General features: G+C 41.7%; 10 protein-coding genes and 15 tRNA genes. 4 read left to right on the forward strand and 21 right to left on the reverse strand.

Features of this window, described 5'->3' with window-relative positions; translation table 11 throughout:
- Window positions 1-125: 125 nt before the first annotated feature.
- The gene (locus ISX45_RS08605; protein WP_194520523.1) at window positions 126-1,490 is read left to right on the forward strand and encodes an MFS transporter; all 1,365 of its coding nucleotides are present in this window, start codon (window positions 126-128) and stop codon (window positions 1,488-1,490) included.
- An 82-nt stretch (window positions 1,491-1,572) separates the two neighbouring features.
- On the opposite strand, the gene ISX45_RS08610 is transcribed toward ISX45_RS08605, so the two are convergent.
- From ISX45_RS08610 to ISX45_RS08685, 16 genes are all read right to left on the reverse strand, one after another.
- Window positions 1,573-2,037: an SgcJ/EcaC family oxidoreductase gene (locus tag ISX45_RS08610; protein ID WP_194520524.1), complete on the reverse strand. Its 465-nt coding sequence runs from the start codon at window positions 2,035-2,037 to the stop codon at window positions 1,573-1,575.
- Window positions 2,038-2,600: 563 nt separating this feature from the next.
- A tRNA-Arg gene (locus tag ISX45_RS08615) sits at window positions 2,601-2,674 on the reverse strand.
- 157 nt (window positions 2,675-2,831) lie between these two features.
- A tRNA-Ile gene (locus ISX45_RS08620) sits at window positions 2,832-2,908 on the reverse strand.
- A gap of 7 nt (window positions 2,909-2,915) precedes the next feature.
- Window positions 2,916-2,986 (reverse strand) — tRNA-Gly (locus tag ISX45_RS08625).
- A 4-nt stretch (window positions 2,987-2,990) separates the two neighbouring features.
- A tRNA-Cys gene (locus ISX45_RS08630) sits at window positions 2,991-3,064 on the reverse strand.
- Window positions 3,065-3,069: 5 nt separating this feature from the next.
- A tRNA-Gly gene (locus ISX45_RS08635) sits at window positions 3,070-3,141 on the reverse strand.
- A gap of 4 nt (window positions 3,142-3,145) precedes the next feature.
- Window positions 3,146-3,220, reverse strand: a tRNA-Gln gene (locus ISX45_RS08640).
- Window positions 3,221-3,497: 277 nt separating this feature from the next.
- Window positions 3,498-3,570, reverse strand: a tRNA-His gene (locus tag ISX45_RS08645).
- 6 nt (window positions 3,571-3,576) lie between these two features.
- Window positions 3,577-3,647 (reverse strand) — tRNA-Trp (locus ISX45_RS08650).
- A gap of 5 nt (window positions 3,648-3,652) precedes the next feature.
- Window positions 3,653-3,737: transfer RNA gene (locus ISX45_RS08655), tRNA-Tyr, on the reverse strand.
- An 11-nt stretch (window positions 3,738-3,748) separates the two neighbouring features.
- A tRNA-Phe gene (locus ISX45_RS08660) sits at window positions 3,749-3,821 on the reverse strand.
- Window positions 3,822-4,056: 235 nt separating this feature from the next.
- A tRNA-Ser gene (locus tag ISX45_RS08665) sits at window positions 4,057-4,149 on the reverse strand.
- An 8-nt stretch (window positions 4,150-4,157) separates the two neighbouring features.
- Window positions 4,158-4,230: transfer RNA gene (locus ISX45_RS08670), tRNA-Ala, on the reverse strand.
- A gap of 8 nt (window positions 4,231-4,238) precedes the next feature.
- Window positions 4,239-4,315, reverse strand: a tRNA-Pro gene (locus ISX45_RS08675).
- 14 nt (window positions 4,316-4,329) lie between these two features.
- A tRNA-Arg gene (locus ISX45_RS08680) sits at window positions 4,330-4,406 on the reverse strand.
- A 10-nt stretch (window positions 4,407-4,416) separates the two neighbouring features.
- Window positions 4,417-4,491, reverse strand: a tRNA-Gly gene (locus ISX45_RS08685).
- 482 nt (window positions 4,492-4,973) lie between these two features.
- Here ISX45_RS08685 and ISX45_RS08690 point away from each other — a divergent pair.
- Complete coding sequence (locus tag ISX45_RS08690; protein ID WP_194520525.1) at window positions 4,974-5,255, forward strand: hypothetical protein; 282 nt, start codon at window positions 4,974-4,976, stop codon at window positions 5,253-5,255.
- Window positions 5,256-5,731: 476 nt separating this feature from the next.
- Window positions 5,732-6,175 (forward strand): Hsp20/alpha crystallin family protein, encoded by a 444-nt coding sequence (locus ISX45_RS08695; protein WP_181555956.1) that lies wholly within the window; start codon window positions 5,732-5,734, stop codon window positions 6,173-6,175.
- Between the two features lie 228 nt (window positions 6,176-6,403).
- Here the strand turns inward: ISX45_RS08695 and ISX45_RS08700 are convergent, their stop codons facing one another.
- The 4 genes from ISX45_RS08700 to ISX45_RS08715 form a co-directional block, all read right to left on the reverse strand.
- Window positions 6,404-7,411, reverse strand: coding sequence for a LacI family DNA-binding transcriptional regulator (locus ISX45_RS08700; protein WP_194520526.1), 1,008 nt, complete (start codon window positions 7,409-7,411; stop codon window positions 6,404-6,406).
- Window positions 7,412-7,750: 339 nt separating this feature from the next.
- Window positions 7,751-9,286 (reverse strand): UDP-glucose--hexose-1-phosphate uridylyltransferase, encoded by a 1,536-nt coding sequence (gene galT / locus ISX45_RS08705; RefSeq protein ID WP_194520664.1) that lies wholly within the window; start codon window positions 9,284-9,286, stop codon window positions 7,751-7,753.
- A gap of 2 nt (window positions 9,287-9,288) precedes the next feature.
- The gene (gene galE, locus ISX45_RS08710; RefSeq protein ID WP_194520527.1) at window positions 9,289-10,275 is read right to left on the reverse strand and encodes a UDP-glucose 4-epimerase GalE; all 987 of its coding nucleotides are present in this window, start codon (window positions 10,273-10,275) and stop codon (window positions 9,289-9,291) included.
- A complete protein-coding gene (locus ISX45_RS08715; RefSeq protein ID WP_194520528.1) occupies window positions 10,272-11,456 on the reverse strand; it encodes a galactokinase in 1,185 nt (394 codons plus the stop codon). The genes galE and ISX45_RS08715 overlap by 4 nt, the downstream gene beginning before the upstream one ends.
- A 143-nt stretch (window positions 11,457-11,599) precedes the next feature.
- On the opposite strand from ISX45_RS08715, the gene ISX45_RS08720 reads away from it, so the two are divergent.
- On the forward strand, window positions 11,600-12,394 hold the full coding sequence (locus ISX45_RS08720; RefSeq protein WP_181555952.1) for an EcsC family protein: 795 nt from the start codon (window positions 11,600-11,602) through the stop codon (window positions 12,392-12,394).
- A 28-nt stretch (window positions 12,395-12,422) separates the two neighbouring features.
- Here ISX45_RS08720 and ISX45_RS08725 read toward each other — a convergent pair whose 3' ends face one another.
- Window positions 12,423-14,612, reverse strand: coding sequence for an alpha-galactosidase (locus ISX45_RS08725; protein ID WP_194520529.1), 2,190 nt, complete (start codon window positions 14,610-14,612; stop codon window positions 12,423-12,425).
- Window positions 14,613-14,810: the final 198 nt, after the last annotated feature.

Below are 14,810 nucleotides of genomic sequence, written 5' to 3' on the forward strand. Positions count from 1 at the left end.
TAATTTTGTGAATATATTGAATATTAAGTGTTATAATTGTATAATTCTGCTATATTATCCTTTTTAACAGTTTATAACACGAAATTTTGAAAGTGCTTTCAAAAAAAGAAGGAGTTGATGTATTTATGCAGGTCAATACTAGCATTAAACAAGTACATACTCACAATCGAGAGTTTTCCAATGTAGCAAATCGGTTAGATCGCCTTCCTATTTCACGTGTACATTACCAAGTACTATTTGCTCTCTGTATTGTCTATTTCTTTGATCTTGCTGATTTGTTTACGTTAAGTAATGTTGCACCTGCTCTTATCGATCAGTGGGGCATCAGTTTAAAAACCATTGCAAACGTAACAGCTTTCTCTTTCTTGGGGATGTTTTTAGGAGCTTCTTTAGGTGGATGGGTATCAGATCGGATCGGACGAAAGAAGGCATTATCTTGGTTTGTACTATTATTTTCTATATCATCTATGTTAAATGCTCTTGCATGGAATGTACCGTCATTGATCGTGTTTCGATTCCTTACAGGAGTTGGAGTAGCAGCTGCCATGATTGTTACAAATAGCTATTTAGCAGAGTTTTTTCCTACCCACGTACGTGGAAAATACATTTCTTTTTGTGCGATGGTTGGTTTAATTGGTGTACCTATCACAAATGTCGTGTCCGCATTAGTCATTCCGTTAGGACCTTGGGGATGGAGACTTGTGTTTGTGTGGGGGGCAGTTGGAATGATTTATTCTCTTTTCTCTCGTCATTTGGAAGAGTCGCCACGCTGGCACGAAAATCGTGGAGAATTTGATAAAGCCAATGCAATTATGAGACGGATTGAGCAACGCGTTGAACAGGAAAAAGGCGCACTCCCTATCCCCAAAGAACCAATGCCTGTCAAAACGATTCAAAAGGCGGGCTATTTAGGATTATTTAAAGGAAGAAATCTTAAGATCACATTAGTATTGGCTGGGGTATGGATATTTGAAACGTTTGGATTTTACGGATTTGCATCATGGGTTCCCAGCCTGTTAAAAAGTAACGGTGTTACCATTGAAAAAACGCTGTGGTATAACGTTTTACAGTCTATTGGTGCCCCGTTAGGAGCCCTTATCGGATCGATGATCTCAGAAAAATTTCAACGCAAGTGGATTTTAGCTGTTAGTGCATTCCTGACAGCTATGGCAGGATTGTTGTACGGCATGACATTTATTCCACTAATCATTATCGTCTTCGGCTTCATTGTGAATGTCACGGAACGTGTTTTCACATCAAATTTATATGCTTATACCTCTGAACCATATTCAACAGAATATCGCTCTTCCGGGAGCGGCTTAGCTTACGGGCTTGGTCGTTTTTCCAATATATTTGGTTCTTTAATTGTAGGCTTTATTGCTATACATTTAGGCTATGTGAGTGTCTTTTTATTTATTGGAGGTTGTTGGTTAGCTTGTGCTGTACTATTAGCTCTTTTTGGACCAAATACCAATGCAAAACAAATTTAACAGTATACTGAACGAAGGCTTCCATCACGAATGAGTGATGGAAGTTCATATTTTAAACATAATTTCGTTACCATGACCTACATTATAGCAACTGCTGTAACTCTTCTGTCATCTTTTGAACCAACTCCGGTCTTCCGTGAAACTGAGCTGGGGTATTCTGAAAGAGCTCAATGTACCACTTACCCTCCCGCTTCACAGTAACGAGTGTATGATGCGTGTTAAGTTTGGGATCAATGTCTGACTGTCCGCGCGGCACCATGCCTGCAATCGCGCGTAGGACGGCAACTTCAGGACCCAAAAAGCGCACATTTCGAACTTTGCCTACGTAGACGGGAGTAGGGTGGTCGGCAAAGATTGGTTGAAGATGTGCAACGATCTCTGTCTTCCCTATTACCTGGCTCCCATCAAATCCGATGAGTTCACCATCCTCCGCAAACGGTTCAGCCATAGCATCTGCACTACGCTTGTTCCATCCATCCAATAACTGTTGATAGAGTGCACGGATTTCAGTCTCTTGTCCTTCTGGGCTGATTCTTGATACTTCCATCCCTAAGCCCCCTTTCTGATATTCTTTACTTATTATAGCACTTTTGAGAAAAAAGAATAGAACTTATGTTTTGTTATTATAGTCTTAAATTGGAACTGACTCGTGCAATAGACAGGAAACAGAAAAGGCTGTGCTGTCGATTTTTTCAAAATTAAAAATGGCCCAAAAGTATCTGAAGGCTGGAGCCAGAGTATGATTTTCGATCACGACCATGTATATAATTCAATATTGCGAAAGATGGGGCAACCAATCCCTTCAAGAAGAGGCAGAAGGACTACAACCTCCAAAGGGAAACGAAAAAGAAGAGCTCGAAAGAATTCATTAAGTGACAAAAACTTATTCGTTTAGAAACATCCGAATGCTTTGAGCAATATGACTTCCCAACAGGCATGGGAAGTCAAAAAGCCGTTCATAAATACATCCAATTTTATAACAAAGAACAGCCCAAAAGAAATGAAACAACCTTTCCCCAATGGAATATCGGAGAAAGGTTGCATAAACTTTCCGTTATTCTGCTTACTTGATAGGGGGCAAGACCATTTTGAGCCTGCCCCATTTTTTAACGTCCCAGGAGAGATTCGAACTCCCGACCGACGGCTTAGAAGGCCGCTGCTCTATCCAGCTGAGCTACTGGGACACAATATTTAAGATATTTTTTCTCCGCCCTGCACTCAACACATTGATCCAAAATTCCATTCGTACGGTACGCTGAAGCTGCTTTCCCAATGCTTACTCAAGCACGACATATCCTTCCGAACCAAAGAAAGCACAATTCGGAGAAACAATACAGAGTATGGTGGGCCTAAGTGGACTTGAACCACCGACCTCACGCTTATCAGGCGTGCGCTCTAACCAGCTGAGCTATAGGCCCATAAAAAAGCGGGTGATGGGAATCGAACCCACGACGTCAGCTTGGGAAGCTGAAGTTTTGCCACTAAACTACACCCGCACATTGGAGGCGGCACCCGGATTCGAACCGGGGGTAAAGGTTTTGCAGACCTCTGCCTTACCACTTGGCTATGCCGCCATCTAAGCGGAAGACGGGACTCGAACCCGCGACCCCCACCTTGGCAAGGTGGTGTTCTACCACTGAACTACTTCCGCAATTTGGCTGGGCTAGCTGGATTCGAACCAGCGCATCACGGAGTCAAAGTCCGTTGCCTTACCGCTTGGCTATAGCCCAATGATTAACCATCATGAATAAACATCTCAGAACTAACTTCGTGAATTGGCACCGCAGAAATTATTTTGGGGATTTCTGAAGGAAATCCACGAAATAATTTCGACAATGAATCGGTTCTAGCTGTTACAATTCATACCGCAGAATTATTCCCCTGAATTTCTATAAGGAAATTGTGGAAATCATCTGACATTGATGTATCAATAACAAAACGTTATGATATGAACAATTCTTTAAGTATAGATTACAAAAAACATTTTATAAAATAATATACAAATAAGGCGACTAGTGGGAATCGAACCCACGCATGCCAGAGCCACAATCTGGTGCGTTAACCACTTCGCCATAGCCGCCATTTACAGGGGCAGTAGGAATCGAACCCACACCGGAGGTTTTGGAGACCTCTGTTCTACCATTAAACTATGCCCCTAAACATGGTGGAGGGGGACGGATTCGAACCGCCGAACCCACTGGGAGCGGATTTACAGTCCGCCGCGTTTGGCCACTTCGCTACCCCTCCCTATAAAAAGATGGCTCGAGACGGAATCGAACCGCCGACACAAGGATTTTCAGTCCTTTGCTCTACCGACTGAGCTATCGAGCCACATTAAAATATGAAAATCTTATCCATTTTCACTCTGAATTCCTTCGCCCTACTCACAGATAGCCTCTCAATTATCAATTCGAGTAGTGCGCTGCAAGGAAATTTACTTATTCCCCTTTTCTCTTCTAAACAATCAGAGAAGGAAAGATTATCAGGACAACTTACAAATTTACTTAAGTATCGCTTTATCAATCGAATATATATGTATACTATTTATTGATAAGTAAAGTATGTATGGCGGAGGAGGAGGGATTCGAACCCCCGCGGGCTTTGACACCCCTATCGGTTTTCGAAACCGACCCCTTCAGCCAGCCTTGGGTACTCCTCCAATATGAGTGGAGCCTATCGGGATCGAACCGATGACCTCCTGCGTGCAAAGCAGGCGCTCTCCCAGCTGAGCTAAGGCCCCTCGTTGGCTGGTCGGGAAGACAGGATTTGAACCTGCGACCTCATGGACCCGAACCATGTGCTCTACCAAGCTGAGCTACTTCCCGCTCCAATGAATAAATGGCGCGCTCGAGAGGATTCGAACCCCTAACCTTCTGATCCGTAGTCAGATGCTCTATCCAATTGAGCTACGAGCGCATGATTTCCATGGAGCGGAAGACGGGACTCGAACCCGCGACCCCCACCTTGGCAAGGTGGTGTTCTACCACTGAACTACTTCCGCAAATAAAATCCAATCATCATGACTATATGATGTTCATGAAGAACCATAACGGAATTCAAGATATATCAAAGTCCATGAGCCCTTTCCGTAAGTACTATTATAAACAAACGAATTGCATTGTCAATATAATTTCTTTAACTGTATGACGTTTAATGATTCAAAGACATCTGCGATCATTTTATTAACGACGCATTTCATTTTATAGTTTTATTATTTTTTTGTCAATATATTTTTCAGGAGTTTTTGTTCATGATTAAAAAATGTGCACTTCCATTAGTTTTTGCTATTATTATTAAATAATTAAGTAAATTTCTCACTCTTGTATCTTAGCTTGTTAAACGTCGAAAAAGGGCTTTCAATTCTTTCTTTTATTTCGTCGATTCCCTCATCAACTAATAATAATGTGTTCTCGTTTAGCGAACTTTAGTAAATCTTTTAACTAAAAAACAATACTAAGTATAGATAAGAAAGGAATGAATGGTATGGGGCTTTCGTTTATTCAACTATTCGAAGCATATCGAACATTGTGGTCGAACCGTTCTTTAACAAAAGCAGAACTAACGGAGGAAAGCTGTAAATCTCTTCTTTATGAGGCGATTGAAAAAGAATTGCGCGATGAAATGACTCATCCTCGCGTCCGCCAATCTCCCGAAGTGAAATTTTATTATGCTGTTAAAAGGGTTATCATGTCCTCTCTAACTGAAACGGAAAAACTGGCACTAATTCAGCTTCATATAGATATTATGGAACGAATAGCCCTGTAGAAGGTAAGCCAATTCGGAGCTTACCTTCTTTTGTCTTCATTTTGTTACAACGTTTATGATCCGTATTGGCAACCGGATCATCCCCTATCACCATATGCAGATGAGAATGTAACCATCGATTGGATAGATCTATCGTCAAACACCAACCGTCATTTCCATCTTGATCATATCTGATAAGCTCCTTCTCTTTCCTTGTTTGTGTTCCTGTTGGTATAAATCAAAATAACATTGTTTCTGTATTTTCTGCTTCCGACGCATACAGTTATCTTATGACCTAATCGCCAGATTTCAGGACACTTATATCTACCTCTTATAATTCCAGACTGATGTAAATTCGTTTTTTGTTCATTTAAACCATCAGCAATAACAACTCCAGAAGGGATTTTCCCTTTTCATTTTCCTGTTTGATTTGTTTCGCATAAAACAATGACATTTGAACAGACTATGTAGCGAAATGATGTCAAGGAGGGATTTTTATGTCTTTGATTCCTTACGATCCGTTTCGCTATTTAGAAACAATGAGACGAGATTTTAATCGTTTTTTCTCAAATGAATTCCCATCTTTGTTCGCACATATGGACGAACATATGGGAATGCCGCGCATTGATATGCATGAAACAGAGAGTGAATATATCGTTTCCTGTGATATTCCAGGACTTGAGCGAAAAGAGGATGTTCATATCGATGTTCACAATCATGTATTGACCATTAGCGGCACGATTCAGCGGAATCAACATATTAAAGAAGAACAAATGCATCGCCGCGAGCGCTTTTTCGGTCGCTTCCAGCGCTCGATTACATTACCATCGGATGCCACGGCTGATAACATTAAAGCCACTTATAAAAATGGCGTACTTGATATTCATATTCCAAAAATGATGTCCGATCAGAAAAAGCACGTCGATATTGAGTTCCATTAATTCGTTTCTTCAAACGAAGTTGCCGATTTTCGATACTGCAAATGCTTTTGAGTTTAACAACTACATACAAAGCGCTTGAAACTCCCTCTTCAAACGACATTAAGTAACGGGTTGTCCATCCTTGTGGCTGTTTCCATGAAAAGTGCCTCTATCAAGCGGATAGAAATACAAAAGGTGGAACATTGGCATCTCTATGTTCCACCTTTTTTTCTATTTCGTCATAGATTTTCAGCGAACATGGCTGCTTTCGCGAATGATGAGCTTTGTTGGAACGACGACTTTTTTTGAAATATGCCGCTTTGTCGTTAGCCGTTCGACTAACAATTCCACCGCTGTCTCTCCCATAAATTCCGTATATACTTTCACGGTCGTTAATGAAGGTTGCATAAATTTAGACGTTGGGATATCATTAAAGCCAACAATTGACACATCATCCGGAATCCTAATTTTTGCTTCATGGAGCGCCCGTAAGGCCCCAATCGCCATGGAATCACTCGCGATAAAAAAGGCGGTTGGCAACGCGCCATGAGAAATGGCTTGTTTCATCAAGCGGTATCCATCCTCAGCAGTAAAATGGCCGGTAAATACATGTTGCGGGTCATACATTCCTTTTAAATACAAATATTCGTAAAAGGTCGCTTCGCGTTCATCTTTGATGAGACTTTCTCCATCTACATATTCACGCCCGCCAATATAACCAATCTTCTCGTGACCAAGCTCGATGAGATAGTCTAATACTTCCAGCACAGATTGGCGAAAGTCAACAACAACAGAATCAAATTGCTCTTCATCGGGTGAAAAATCAACAAATACAATATGCTTCGTACTAGACGTAAACACTTCGATATCTTTTGGACCAAACTTTCCAATCGCGATAATGCCATCAAGAGCAGTTAGCCATTCAGAATGATAGGAATCATTTTGTTTAAACAGCTTGACAAGCTCAATTTGACGGTGAAAACATTCTTTCTCAACCCCGAGACGAATAGCCATGTAATAAGGATCTCCTAATTCTTGTAGCTCAGAATACCAATGAACAAGACCAAATCGTAATCGGTCCTTTGCTGTCTGTTGATTGCGCTCCCGCAATGTTTTATAGTTCAATTCTTGGGCTACCTCAAAAATTCGTTTTCTTGTTTCGTCTGATACCGACAAAGTCGTATCATAATTCAAGACACGTGATACGGTCGCTACGGATACACCTGCTTTTTCTGCGATTTCTTTTAATGTTGCCATCGATGAAAAACATTTCACTTCCTTTACGCTTTTTAGTTCCTAGATGTCATTTGAACCATTACATTTCTTCTTGAAATGTCAGTCCTATGCTCTTCAACGCTTTTATGATTTTGGTTGCCAATTATTGATCGTCACAAACCTTTTCAAATATTTTAGATGCAAATGGCGTAATTTCTCTTCATTCTCCTCTTATCCCGATGTGGAGCCGCCCGTTTTGCTTCGACAAAAGCAGCTTTCCGAATCGCATCAGCGACGTATAAATGATCATATAGATTACGGTACATGGTTCGAGCGCAAGATTGTGATCACTCCGATAGCCACCTTGTGTTTTCCCAACCCCTAAGTATGTCGTTCATCAAGACAGTTCTCCCTCACTTTCTGACAAAAAGCGCGAAACGCTTTTTTTCCTTTCTCTGTCTGCTTAAAAACACCAGCGTGCTCTAATACGGTTATAAAGCGTTCTCCTACTTCATGCTGAAGAATGCCTGACACATTTTCTGCAGTAATCGAAGGGTACGTATCGGATATTTCTTCATACCAGTCCCAATGTTTGAGAAGCGAGGGGGCCCAGTCTTCTTTTCTCGTTTTTTGCACGAGATACTCGGCTAATGTTTCTAGTTCCGTTGCAAGTCTTCCCGGCAGCACCGCAAGCCCCATAACTTCAATTAAACCGATATTTTCTTTTTTAACATGATGCAATTCTGCATGAGGATGGAAAATGCCGTATGGATGCTCCTCCGATGTCCGGTTATTGCGTAAGACGACGTCCATTTCAAATAGCTTCCCGCGTCGTCTAGCGATAGGTGTTACCGTATTATGCGGGGTATCGCCGCTTTGGGCGTATATATCAACAGACGGGTCGCTATATGCTTTCCATGTACGGTAAATTAAATCCGTTACTTCGAGCACTTCCTCTTTTCTGCCACGAACGCGAATCACCGACATTGGCCAACGAACGATTCCAGCGGTCAATGAGGGATAGGAAGGCAAATCAAATTCTTCCTCCATTTCAGCTCGTTCAATCGCAAACGTATATTTTCCGCCTTGAAAGTGATCGTGCACCAAAATCGAGCCGCCAACAATCGGTAAATCAGCGTTGGAGCCAATAAAATAGTGCGGAAATTTTTCGATAAACGCAAGCAATCGCGCAAATGTGTTTCGCTCCATTTTCATCGGGACGTGGTCGCGGCTAAATACAATACAATGTTCGTCATAGTATACATACGGAGAGTACTGAAAACACCATGGTTCATCTAATAACGTGATCGGGATGACGCGATGGTTGGAGCGAGCCGGATGGCGCCACGTCCCTTCATATCCTTCATTTTCCGCGCAAAGCACGCACATTGGATATGTCGATGCCTGCAAATCTTTTAATTTTGCAATCTCTTTTGGATCTTTTTCCGGTTTTGATAGATTAATCGTAATATCGATTTCTCCATAGTTCGTCATTGCTTTCCATTTTTTATTTTTCGCAATTCGATCCACATGAATATAGTTTGAAGCTTTGCTGAGCGAATAAAACCAGTCTGTCGCCATTTCCGGTCGTTTAACATACCGTCCGTAAAATTCGCGAATAACTTCCGATGGACGCGGCATTAAACAATTCATCAGCTTCGCGTCCCATATATCCCGTTCGGTTGTCGTATTTGTCTGTAGTCGACCGTTTTCGTATGCCCAATCTACTATATTTGCTAAAACTGGAGAAGGAGAGGAGAGATTCTCTTGAATCTCAACCTCTACCGGTTTCCAATCCTCAATCTTTAACGTAGCTAGCAAACGGTTCCGAGTATAAATGGCATCTTCCGGATAAAGCAATCCGTTGGCGATTCCGTATTGAACTAGCTTTTCAATCTCTTCGTAAATGTTGACCAACATCAAGCACCTCGATATCCGTTTGGTTTTGCCTGATGCCATTCCCATGCGGAGGCGACAATGTCTGTAATGTTTGGATATTTTGGTTCCCAGCCGAGCTCACGTTTTGCCTTTTCCGAAGAAGCGACAAGCTTTGCTGGGTCACCCGGACGCCGTGCCATCACCCGGGCAGGAATTGGATGCCCTGTGACAACTCGTGCCGCTTCAATCACTTCTTTAACAGTAAATCCATTACCGTTTCCTAAATTGTAGATGTTACTTTCCGACCCGCTCCGTAATTTTTCTACAGCCAGAATGTGAGCATCGACTAAATCGAGGACATGAATATAATCACGAATGCACGTTCCATCATGCGTGTCGTAATCGTCCCCAAAAATATGAATCTCTTCTCGCTGTCCAAGCGGCACTTTTAAAATCAATGGAATTAAATGCGTTTCCGGGTCATGGTCTTCGCCAATCACTGTGCCATAAGCCCCGGCGACGTTAAAATAACGCAACGAAATATAGCGGATTCCGTAAGCACGATTGACCCATTTCATCATTTTTTCCATCGCTAATTTCGTTTCTCCATACGTGTTTGTTGGAGTAGTTGGATCTGTTTCGACAATTGGAATTTGTTTCGGCTCCCCATAGACGGCTGCTGTCGACGAAAAAACAATTTGTTTAACGCCAAATTCGTTCATTACTTCTAATAAAATCTGTGTACCATATACGTTGTTATCATAATATTTAAGCGGCTCTTGCATGCTTTCGCCAACAAGAGAGTTCGCCGCAAAGTGAATAACTGTATCGATGTCGTGTTTTTGAAACACTTCTCTTAAAAAAGTGCGGTCGCGAATATCACCTTGGTAAAACATTGCTTCCGGATGAACAGCTTCTCGGTGCCCTGTTTGCAAATTATCAACAACAACCACCTTTTCCCCTTTTTCGATTAAACGATAAACGGCATGACTGCCAATATAGCCAGCACCGCCGCAAACAAGAATCATAATCTCATCTCCTTTTCTTCTGTGATCTCTCTGGCTCCATCGCCAATTTTTACGACGTAAAAACTAGCTTCATATCCGCTTTTTTGCGTATACTCGCGTCCGACCTGCTCAATGAAAGAAGGGATATATTCATCCTTCACAATGTTCACTGTACAGCCACCAAATCCTGCCCCCGTCATTCGGGCCCCAATGGTCCCTTCATGTTTCCATGCCGCTTCGACAAGGGTGTCAAGTTCTGTTCCTGTCACTTCATAATCGTCGCGCAACGAAATATGGGATTGCTTCATTAATTCGCCGAAACGGAATAAATCGCCTTGCTCTAAAGCGTTAGTCGCTTGCTTTGTTCGTTCATTTTCGGTCACTGCATGTCGAACACGTTTTTTCTCCACCGGAGAAAGAAGATGTTCGTATTGCTCGAGTTGTTTGCTTGTCAAATCGCCGAGTGACTCAATGTTCACATGTTGCCGTAATTTCAAAAGGGCAGCTTCACATGTCGCTCTCCTTTCATTGTAAGCGGAGTCCGCTAATCCCCTCTTTTTATTCGTATTTGCAATGACAATCGAGCAATCGGTCATTTCTAAAGGTAAATAGCGATACTCTAATGTTTGGCAGTTTAATAGTATCGCATGGTCCAACTTGCCCATTCCTACCGTGAATTGATCCATGATGCCGCAATTAACGCCGATATATTCATTTTCTACCTTTTGACTTAATTTCACAAGATCTATCATGTCAATGTTTTGCTCAAATACTTCATTCAACATAACAGCGGTTACAAGCTCGATGGAAGCCGAAGATGACAATCCTGCCCCATTCGGAATATTCCCGTAATACAAAATATCTAATCCCATATGGATAGGACAAAATGATTGAAATGCAGTGATGATCCCTTTTGGATAATTCGCCCATCCATGTTTTACATGATACGATAAGTCCTCATACGAAACAGTAATCACACCTTCTTCGGGAAAATTTTTAGAGTAAAACCGAATGAATGGATTCCCCGTTTTTCGCACAAGCGCATACGTGCCTATTTGCAGCGCACACGGCAACACATACCCTCCATTATAATCGATATGTTCACCGATTAAATTCACACGCCCCGGAGCGAAAAAAATACGAACTTTCTCTTTTACACCACCAAACAACGCAATAAAATCTTCTTTTAATTGCTCCATCATCTTTATGCCCCCTAACCCACCAATTATAGTAAATATTTTAGTAAAAATTTTATGAAGAATCAATGAAGTTTGAAACAATTCTTTTTTTAAAACGTATAATAGACAGCTAATCAATCCATTTTATATATAAGGGAGGTTGCTGAATGGAAACAAAACTATTTCTGAAAGATGAACTCAAAAAGATCAACCAATGGGAACAAGACCAAAAAGATCTATGGTTTTGGGAAAAGATTGGGCGGTTGCCATTTAAGATTTTGGATAAATTAACACCAAACTTCGTACATAAAAAGCTCGGACAGTTGTTGGATGAACTTGGTGGATATATTCAAACGGGTGGGCAATATCTTGTAAAAGAGCAAAATATTTTAGAAAAATTTAAGGAAGACGGCACCATTCCAACGCTCGAACAGGTTGCACATGCTCCTCTTGAGACGATGGATCGCGTTTGTGATGAGATTATTACGTCACGAGTGACGTTTGCCCAATATCAAGGTGCGACTACCGGTATCGGCGGCGTTTTTACGCTCGCCATCGATATTCCGACACTCCTTGGTCTCGCACTAAAGACATTGCAGGAAATTGCGATTGCCTACGGATACAATCCGAAAGAAAAAAAAGAGCGGCTTTTTATCGTGAAATGTTTGCAGTTTACTGCTGCTGACATCGTAGGAAAAAAAGCGATTCTTGAGCAGCTCACTTCGTTCTCCAACGACCATCAACAAGTATTTTCCCAACTTCAAGGATGGCGCGAAGTCATCATGACATTTCGCGATCAATATGGGTGGAAAAAGCTCTTTCAATTTGTTCCGATTGTCGGAATTATCTTTGGAGCAATGTTCAATAAAAGTTTTATTGAGGATATTGCTAAAACAGGAAAAATGTTGTATAGAAAACGCCGCATTTTAGAAAAGCTTGCTCAACTAGAAACCGGTGTCTAGCTACATTTTAGACACCGGTCTTTTTCCATTAGCGATATTCTTTTAATCGCCAGATGACACTAATAAAATCGCCGTGGCGCTTCGGCACATTCAGTCCCACGTACATGAGTTCATCCCCTCCATATACTTCTCCGCTACCCATTAACTCGTAATTTTTGTCAGGGTCAAGTCCTTTGAGCCGCAAGAAAGATAAAGGGGCATTTGCTTCTGCTAGCACTCGAAAATAAGCAGCGAACGCTTCTGATTTGTCTTCAGATACAAACATCCATGCTGCTTCATTTCCTTCAAACGGACTTACTATTCGATAAAAAGTTCCGAATTGCACAAGACGGCGAATATCTTTATAAAAAGCGACTTGTTGCTTAACAATTTCCTTTTCTTTCTTGCTTAGCTTCGTCAAATCAAGCTCGTAGCCAAAATTCCCCGACATCGCAACATGCCCACGAATATCAAGTGAGGTCATGCGATGAACTTGATGGTTGGGAACAGCCGACACATGAGCTCCCATGGCAATAATTGGGTAAACAAGGCTCGTACCATACTGAATTTTCAAACGCGAAACCGCGTCTGTATTATCACTCGTCCATGTTTGCGGCATATAATAGAGAATGCCTGGATCAAACCGTCCCCCGCCGCCAGAACAGCTTTCAAACAAGACGTGTGGAAAACGGGATGTAATTTCCTCCATCACGCGATACAGCCCTAACATATAACGATGAGCCGTTTCGCGCTGTCTCTCAGGCGGTAAAGCGGCAGAACCGATTTCTGTCATATGGCGGTTCATATCCCACTTTACATATGAAATCGGTGCACTGGCCAAAATATCCGAAACAGCACAAATGATATAATCACACACGTCCTTGCGTGACAAATCTAAGATAAGCTGATTTCTTCCTTCCGAACGCGGCCGGTTCGGCACATGAAGGCACCAGTCCGGATGTTTGCGGTACAGCTCGCTGTCGACTGAAATCATTTCTGGTTCAAACCATAAGCCAAACTGCATTCCCATGTCACGAACTTTTTTCACAAGACTCGCTAGCCCATTCGGGAGTTTATCTTTGTTCACAATCCAATCTCCTAACGAGCTTTTGTCGTTATTTCGCTTACCAAACCACCCGTCATCCAATACAAACAGTTCGATGCCTAATTCTTTCGCTTCTTCAGCAATTTGCAAAATTTTTTCTTCATTAAAATGAAAATACGTTGCTTCCCAGTTGTTAATTAAAATCGGGCGTTCCTTATCACGAAACGATCCACGTGCCAAACGCGTTCGATACAGTTGATGGAACGTTTGTGACATTCCATTCAGCCCGCAATCGGAATAGACCATCACCACTTCGGGCGTTTGGAACGATCCACCCGGTTCTAATAACCAAGTAAAATCAAACGGATTAATCCCTAGCGACACACGCGCTGTATGAAATTGATCCACTTCTACTTGCGCAAGAAAATTGCCGCTGTACACGAGATTAAAACCGTATACTTCACCTTCGTCTTCATTCGCATTCTTTCTTAATAACGCAATAAATGGGTTATGTTGATGACTGCTTGCTCCTCTTCGGCTTTCGATCGATTGCGTTCCGACAAAAAGCGGTTTTCTTTCTATATACCGCTCTCGGCAATGAGCACCGAAAAGATGCAGAAAATCAAAGTTATCATCGTAAAAATCGATATTCATGCTTAACGCCCGCAATAATTTAATACGTTCAGAGCCTTTATTTTCAAAACGAACAGAACGTGTAATGACATTCAACTGCTCATATACCGTATAAAGCAAAATCGCCCTTAAACGTGTCAGACGATCTTCCAAAAAAATTTCTAGCGTTTCCGCCTCGTTTTCATTTTCCGCATAGGTTGCTGGCAGCCCTTCTAATTTCGGCTTTCCTTTATAAATTCGATGCGTTTTGTATCGTAAATCCGATACGGTCGATCCATTTTCCAATTGCACTTGATAAGCTGGCGTGCGAAAGTCTGTATTGCCGTAAGCCGGATACTCTTGCGGCAACGTATCTAAAGAAAACGTTCGGTCTGATGGATCAGGATTGGGAGAAAAGGCGCGCTTTATAAACCGTAACTTTCTTGATAGATGAGCCGTTCTTATCTTTTTTCCCCAGTATAGATGTGCTAAATATCCTGAATGCACTGTTTGCATAATATAACTTGTATCCTTCGCCTGCAAATGGAACATTTTTGTGTCGATGTTGTATGTAATAGCCACGATAATCCCCCTTTAGTCCCGGATGTGACTCCTAAAAAGGTGATTTTTACAATAAAATTAATATTATTCAGTTATAAAAAAGAGAGCATGTAATTATGCCCTCTTTCCTTAGGTTGAATCGTTTCATATTCGCCACCCGATCAACCTAAACCAGAAGAAACTTGTAATTTGTATTTCTTAGTTTGAGATGGAAGCTCA

This window comes from Thermaerobacillus caldiproteolyticus (assembly GCF_015326725.1).
In the GTDB taxonomy this organism is placed as follows: domain Bacteria; phylum Bacillota; class Bacilli; order Bacillales; family Anoxybacillaceae; genus Thermaerobacillus; species Thermaerobacillus caldiproteolyticus.

Excerpts from the sequence above, each read along its gene's own strand:
- ISX45_RS08605 (WP_194520523.1), top strand. The coding sequence starts at position 126 with ATGCAGGTCAATACTAGCATTAAACAAGTACATACTCACAATCGAGAG.
- ISX45_RS08610 (WP_194520524.1), bottom strand. The coding sequence starts at position 2,037 with ATGGAAGTATCAAGAATCAGCCCAGAAGGACAAGAGACTGAAATCCGT.
- ISX45_RS08690 (WP_194520525.1), top strand. The coding sequence starts at position 4,974 with ATGGGGCTTTCGTTTATTCAACTATTCGAAGCATATCGAACATTGTGG.
- ISX45_RS08695 (WP_181555956.1), top strand. The coding sequence starts at position 5,732 with ATGTCTTTGATTCCTTACGATCCGTTTCGCTATTTAGAAACAATGAGA.
- ISX45_RS08700 (WP_194520526.1), bottom strand. The coding sequence starts at position 7,411 with ATGGCAACATTAAAAGAAATCGCAGAAAAAGCAGGTGTATCCGTAGCG.
- galE (WP_194520527.1), bottom strand. The coding sequence starts at position 10,275 with ATGATTCTTGTTTGCGGCGGTGCTGGCTATATTGGCAGTCATGCCGTT.
- ISX45_RS08715 (WP_194520528.1), bottom strand. The coding sequence starts at position 11,456 with ATGATGGAGCAATTAAAAGAAGATTTTATTGCGTTGTTTGGTGGTGTA.
- ISX45_RS08720 (WP_181555952.1), top strand. The coding sequence starts at position 11,600 with ATGGAAACAAAACTATTTCTGAAAGATGAACTCAAAAAGATCAACCAA.